We start from the raw sequence: 4,181 nt of genomic DNA on the forward strand, positions 1-4,181 counted from the left end.
CGGGTTCACATATTCTAAGAAATAAGCCCTAACCGCTTCACGGTCTTTATTTAATTGGATTTGCTTGTCAGCAGTTGGGATATTTACCATATTGTTAAGCTTAAAGTAAGTGATGTCTTTCGTATTTTCAATTTTTAATTTCTTGGTATCTGTCAATTTTCTCTAACTCCTCTGTTAACTTAGCCACATCATAAGCAGATCCTTGGAACTCAAATCCATGTAAGACAGGAATATCAAACTCAGCAGATAGTTCCTTTACCGTTACACAGAATAGTTGGGCAAAGTTACGGTTGCCCCCACCAAAAAAGCCCTTGCATAACTTAGCATTATCCGCCCATTCTAAAAATTCTTCAGCCGTTTCAATCACGTCACCATACACATGACTTTCATATGATGGAATCACCATAATAAAAGGCTCAGTCATTGTCACTGGTGCTACTGCTGATGAAATTTCATAAGTATCGAAGCCTTGAACTTTATTGATAAAACGTCTAGTTTGACCCGTTAATGAATAATAAACTATGCTTGCCATGCTTCCACCAAAGCTTCCATCTTTTCAGGTACATAACCATTGAAATGGCTTCCTGTTGAGTCTGTAATTACTGGTAAAGACAAATACCCTAATTCTTTTACTTCATCTAGATACTTCTCCTCTAGATCTACCCGTTTCTCTTCAAAAGGAATCTCTTTAGCTTCAAGGTATTTCTTAGCAAATACACATTGTGGGCAGCCACTCTTTGCATAAACTGTGATTGTCATGGTCATTACTCCTCGCTTTTTATTAAAAAACACAATAAATTGTGCTTTGTTTATTTTTTAACCCTATATATTGTGTTTAATCTAGTCATAGTATAGGGGCGGAGATGAACTATTATCAATCCTTATTCACAAGTTTCCTAAAAGAAATAACAGATTGTATCTTCTAATTTTTATAGAATGCGATAAATTAGGGGTTTTTAAACGTTTTATATTTTTTATACATAAATACGATGATAAATTTAGATTGCGCGCAAGCAATTTTTGTATTTACTTATCACTTTTTGTAAACTATCAAGTTATACACGTCTTTTTGTACCGTTTAAATATAAAAAAACCCTATCCAAGTTTTTACGCTTAGATAGGGGATGTTAAATGTTTGATTATAAACTTGCTAATGCTTGGTCTAAGTGGTGGGCTACTTTTTCTTTACCCAATACTTCAATTGTTAAACCAATAGAAGGACCGTGTTGTGCACCTGAAGTAGCTACACGGATTGGCATATATAAGTTTTTACCTTTTACGCCAGTTTCTTTTTGAACAGCTTTGATGGCTGCCATAATGTTTTCCTCTTTGAAGTCATCAGCTGGAATTTCAGCTAATTTCGCTTGGAAGGCTTTTAAGACATCCGCTACACCTTCACCAGCTAATACTTCTTTAGCATCATCTGCGATGTGTAGTTCATCTTGGAAGAACATGTCTGATAGGGCAACGATTTCAGCTGCATATGACATTTCATCTTTATATAATGAAACTAATTTTTCAGTCCAAGCGCGTTCTTCTGCTGTTGATGTCTCAGATATACGACCAGCTCTTTGTAGATGGTCAATCGCTAATTTCGCTACGTCTTCAGCATCCGCTGCTTTCATGTAACGGTTATTGATCCATTCTAGTTTTTTGTTGTCAAAGGCTGCTGGTGATTTACTTAAACGGTCTGTATCAAAGATCTCAATCAATTCATCGTGTGAGAAGATTTCTTCTTCGCCTTTTGGAGACCAACCTAATAATGTAATGAAGTTGAACATTGCATCCGGTAGGTAACCTAAGTCACGGTATTGTTCGATAAATTGTAAGATTGACCCGTCACGTTTAGATAATTTTTTACCTGTTTCAGCGTTAACGATTAATGTCATATGACCAAATGTTGGACGTTCAAATCCTAACGCGTCATAAATCATTAATTGTTTAGGTGTGTTCGCAATATGGTCGTCACCACGCAATACGTGTGTAATTTCCATCAAATGGTCATCCACAACAACGGCGAAATTGTATGTAGGCATACCATCTTGTTTACGGATAACAAAGTCACCTGAAATGGCTGCTGACTCAAAAGAGATGTCCCCTTTTACCATGTCATCAAACGTATAAGTGGTGTTGTCAGGTACGCGGAAACGGATTGTTTCTGGACGACCTTCTGCACGTGCTGCGTCAATTTCTTCTTGTGATTTATCGCGCCATTTACCAATATAACGTGGTGTTTCACCGTTTGCGACTTGGGCTTCATGTTCTGCTTCGATTTCCTCAGATGTATCAAATGCATAGTAAGCTAAGCCTTTATCTAATAATTCTGTTAGGTAACGGTCGTAGATATCTTTACGTTCAGATTGACGGTAAGGTCCGAATTCACCTGGATTGTTTGGACCTTCATCCCACTCAATACCCAACCATTGTAGGTTTTCTAGTTGAGATCTTTCTCCGTCCTCAAGGTTTCGTTTTGTATCGGTATCTTCAATACGAATAATAAATTCCCCGCCGTTGTGACGAGCGAATAAATAGTTGAACAAGGCTGTACGAGCATTTCCAATATGTAAATGGCCAGTTGGACTTGGCGCATAGCGTACGCGTACTTTATCTGACATGTTGATTTCTCCTTTTATCTTTTGCTTTTCAATCAAAATAGGCTGGTAAAAATACCAACCTATTTTTCCATCATTATAATTATATATCTAGTCAGCTATTTTGGCAAAGACCATGCGTCCTGCATTGGTTTGAATAGCTGAGGTAATCTCTACTGAAAGGGTCTCATCAATATGATGTTTCCCTTCTTCAACAACAATCATCGTACCGTCGTCCATGTAGGCAACCCCTTGTTGGCGCTCTGTACCAGCTTTTACAATATGTACAGAAATCGTTTCGCCAGGAATCACAACAGATTTCAATGAATTAGCTAACTCATTAATGTTTAATACTTTAATCTTGTGGAATTGACTCACTTTATTCAAGTTATAATCATTGGTTACCACAACACCATCAACTAATTTGGCTAGACGCAATAATTTTAGGTCTACTTCTGATTCATCATCGAAATCGCCGGCGTAGAAATCCACAATCACATCATCTAGCGCTTGGATTTGATTTAAAATATCCAAACCGCGTCGGCCACGAACTCGCTTCAATGAGTCTGCTGAATCCGCAATGTATTGTAATTCTTTCAAGACAAAGTTGGGTACCACTATCACGCCTTCGATAAAGCCTGCTTTTAAGACATCTAAAATCCGCCCATCGATAATCACTGATGTATCTAAAATCTTATAGGGTTGATAAGCCTCATCCGCAGCTTGTCTAAGTGATAGTAAGGCATCCGTATACATATCATGGCCTTCTGAGTGAGTTGATAAGTCACTTTCATGTGTTTCCTTATCTGATTGTACATCTTCAGTAATAGCCGTATCCGTTGATTCACTACGTCTCACCTGCGGAAAACGGGTAAGCATTTCCATAATCTCTGCGCTCTTATTAGAGAAGATATAGAAACCTAATACACCTAAGACAATGGTTAAGACAATTGGCAAGATATTTGAAATGAATGGCCAACCAATCGCCACTAAGGGAATGTTGATTAACCAAGCTAAAACTAGTCCAATAATAACACCTACTGCAGAAACTAAAACCTTTTCGATCGATAACTGACGCATGTCACGTTCGATATTGCGAATAAAACGTATCAATAAAGGCTGTGTTAATCCGTAAATAAGAAAAAGAATAATTGCACCAAGTACGATGTTAAACAATGGATGATAGAAAAAGCTAATATTGATATTGACCATATCCCAAAGTAACGGTAATACATAATAACCTATTGAAGATCCTAGTATCACAATGAGCACGCGAGACAATATTTTCCAAAATCTTTCGTTCATTTTATTCACCTCCTTTTCTAAAAAAATACATTTTGAAGCGGTTTCTTTACCATACTACCGCTTTTTATAGTATAACTTTTTGTTTACATTTACACAATAAGCTTACTTAAAATACAGTCTAGTATTTATAATCTTAACCTGAAATTAACATATGGCTCATATTCGAGAAAAAAGAGAGTTTGGCTACCATTCAGTCCAAACTCTCCAGTATTTATCTATTTTGGAAAAATCGTATTTAATACTTCTCTTACAGTAGTTACACCAACTACTTGTATTTTTTGTTTG

General features: G+C 36.8%; 5 protein-coding genes. All 5 read right to left on the reverse strand.

All coding sequences use genetic code 11. The annotated features are described in order from the left end of the window. Positions 1-156, reverse strand: a 156-nt coding sequence (locus tag ACRCJ0_RS09960) for a hypothetical protein (RefSeq protein WP_431390342.1), incomplete at its 3' end; no start/stop codon positions are given. Next, positions 128-532, reverse strand: coding sequence for a class Ib ribonucleoside-diphosphate reductase assembly flavoprotein NrdI (nrdI, locus tag ACRCJ0_RS09965; RefSeq protein WP_016896485.1), 405 nt, complete (start codon positions 530-532; stop codon positions 128-130). The genes ACRCJ0_RS09960 and nrdI, both read right to left, overlap by 29 nt. Further along, the gene (locus tag ACRCJ0_RS09970) at positions 520-759 is read right to left on the reverse strand and encodes a glutaredoxin domain-containing protein (RefSeq protein ID WP_431390340.1); all 240 of its coding nucleotides are present in this window, start codon (positions 757-759) and stop codon (positions 520-522) included. The genes nrdI and ACRCJ0_RS09970 overlap by 13 nt, the downstream gene beginning before the upstream one ends. A 380-nt stretch (positions 760-1,139) precedes the next feature. Then, entirely contained in the window at positions 1,140-2,615 is a 1,476-nt protein-coding gene (gene gltX / locus ACRCJ0_RS09975; protein WP_431390341.1) for a glutamate--tRNA ligase, read from the reverse strand. 87 nt (positions 2,616-2,702) lie between these two features. Next, complete coding sequence (locus ACRCJ0_RS09980) at positions 2,703-3,896, reverse strand: PIN/TRAM domain-containing protein (protein ID WP_431387672.1); 1,194 nt, start codon at positions 3,894-3,896, stop codon at positions 2,703-2,705. Between the last annotated feature and the right edge of the window lie 285 nt (positions 3,897-4,181).

This window comes from Aerococcus sp. L_32 (assembly GCF_050689315.1).

What these genes read in the sequence shown, in the direction of transcription:
- nrdI (WP_016896485.1), bottom strand. Translation starts at nt 532, where the DNA reads ATGGCAAGCATAGTTTATTATTCATTAACGGGTCAAACTAGACGTTTT.
- ACRCJ0_RS09970 (WP_431390340.1), bottom strand. Translation starts at nt 759, where the DNA reads ATGACAATCACAGTTTATGCAAAGAGTGGCTGCCCACAATGTGTATTT.
- gltX (WP_431390341.1), bottom strand. Translation starts at nt 2,615, where the DNA reads ATGTCAGATAAAGTACGCGTACGCTATGCGCCAAGTCCAACTGGCCAT.
- ACRCJ0_RS09980 (WP_431387672.1), bottom strand. Translation starts at nt 3,896, where the DNA reads ATGAACGAAAGATTTTGGAAAATATTGTCTCGCGTGCTCATTGTGATA.